Source organism: Acinetobacter sp. AL9, from assembly GCF_041464035.1.
In the GTDB taxonomy this organism is placed as follows: Bacteria; Pseudomonadota; Gammaproteobacteria; order Pseudomonadales; family Moraxellaceae; genus Acinetobacter; species Acinetobacter towneri.
This window is the reverse complement of sequence record NZ_JAYFSK010000128.1, coordinates 1-1,240: the sequence shown is the minus strand read 5'-3', so window position 1 is coordinate 1,240 and position 1,240 is coordinate 1. Positions and strand designations below refer to the sequence as shown.

The 1,240-nt window shown below is 39.0% G+C and carries 1 protein-coding gene; it reads right to left on the bottom strand.

Features of this window, described 5'->3' with window-relative positions:
* Positions 1–67 precede the first annotated feature (67 nt).
* Positions 68–1,240, bottom strand: a 1,173-nt coding sequence (locus ACEO2X_RS13840) for a transposase (protein WP_306674923.1), incomplete at its 5' end; no start/stop codon positions are given.

Below are 1,240 nucleotides of genomic sequence, written 5' to 3'. Positions count from 1 at the left end.
CATTTGCTTTAGGGATTACCTCAATTCCATAGGCTGTCACGGTGTAACTCACCGCCTTAATCACCACTTATGCAGTGATTAAATCTTTATCCGCATATCGCAGGATATTAATTGATGCATTAACATCACGATTTTGGATGGTTTGGCAAACTAAGCACTTCCACTCTCGCGCAGAAAGTGTGAGAGATTGATTTAATTCACCACAGCACGAACACATTTTACTACTTGGGAAGAATCGACCAACCGAAAGTACCGATTTTCCATGCTGTTTGGCTTTATAAATCAACTGCCTTTTAAACTCATAAAAACCCATATCGGATATAGCTCTTGCGAGTTTACGATTCCTCAACATGCCTTTAACATTCAAATCTTCAATCGCAATCACATCAAAACGTGTTACCAAATCCGTTGTGACTTGATGAAGATTATTCTTGCGTAGACAGGCAATTTTATAGTGCAGGCGAGATAGCTTGGCTTTTGCTTTTTCTCGATTCTGACTACCTTTTTTCTTACGACTAAAAGACTTGTTGAGTCGTCTTAGTTTTGCAAGCTGTCTTTTAAGTGGTGCGTTAGAAGGAATAACCTCACCATTTGAAAGGGTGGCAAGATTAGAGACACCCAAATCAACACCGATACTTAAACCTGTTTTCGGTTTAAGCTTTTCGATCTGGGTGAGTTCGACAGCGATTGATACAAACCACTTACCACCTTGTTTAAATATTTTGGCCGAGAGAATTTTACCCTTATAGCGCAGATTCTCAGTCATTTTCACCCAACCCAAATTAGGGATTTTAATAGACCGACCCTTTACGCTAAATTGATCATTTGATAATGAAAAACGGTCATCCTTGCCTTTTTTTCTTGGCTTGGGGTATCCTGATTTGCCGTTAAAAAATCTATCAAAAGCACTACCCAACTGCTTAATCGCCAACTGTGGTGCGCACTTAGTCACTTTCTTCATGAAAGGATATTTTTCAAATTTAAAAGTGTTTAGGTGCTTTCTTAATTTACTCTCTTTAGGTCTATTAAGAAGCATTTCATTCACCGCAACATCATAATACTCACACTGATCTCGATATTCCTTATCAGCCTTGTATTGTCGCTGCCACTCTCTTAAAGCCCAATTATACGACAAACGAGCAACACCACTTGCCTGAGCAAAATGGCTTGCTTGTTTATTATTGGGCATCAATTCAATGATATGCCCTCGTATAAATCGACTCATAGTGCTTCTTTGACC